This is a genomic window from Bartonella sp. AP57NXGY (genome assembly GCF_042195805.1).
Lineage (GTDB): Bacteria > Pseudomonadota > Alphaproteobacteria > Rhizobiales > Rhizobiaceae > Bartonella.
The window spans coordinates 1-519 of the sequence record NZ_JBHIOZ010000702.1 but is presented as its reverse complement, the minus strand read 5'-3'; the positions used below and the strand labels follow the sequence as shown (position 1 = coordinate 519).

1 protein-coding gene is annotated in these 519 nt (G+C 32.0%); it reads left to right on the top strand.

What is annotated here, in order from left to right:
* The coding region (locus tag ACFIL8_RS12720) for an autotransporter outer membrane beta-barrel domain-containing protein (protein WP_375672185.1) at positions 1-113 on the top strand (113 nt) is incomplete at its 5' end.
* Positions 114-519: the final 406 nt, after the last annotated feature.

The window sequence follows — 519 nt, the reverse complement described above, 5'->3', positions numbered from 1 at the left end:
TAAGCAGTTTAGTGAGTGAGAAGTTAAAGTTATATGGTGAGGCCCATTATATTAAAGGGCGTAAAACAAAACAGTCCTTTCAGGGTATTTTAGGTGTACGCTATCGTTTCTAACGACATGGTTATTTTTTAGTTATCTTTAAATGTATGATTAGTTTTTTTAAGTTTTTAATGCAGCATCAGAGAACAATTTTTCAGAGTACGCAGCTTCGTTTTTCATGATAAACTGTATACCCTTATATACTTGATTATGCATTACTTTTTTTTGATAAGAAAATTCTGAGGAAATGCTAAAGAAGCACTATAAAAACGCCCTTATATTCTTGATCAAAAAAGTATTAAAAAAACTGTAAAGAACGGTTTTTTATGAAATAAGGAGGATTTTTAAGAAGGATTGTTGCAATCTAAGGTTGAAAATATGTTTTGTAGAGCTAATTACGTTCAGTGTCTATGCAGGCGTGAAGGGGGGAGGATATGGCTCTACAATATAAATGGAAACGACATTGTTGGATACTCATGT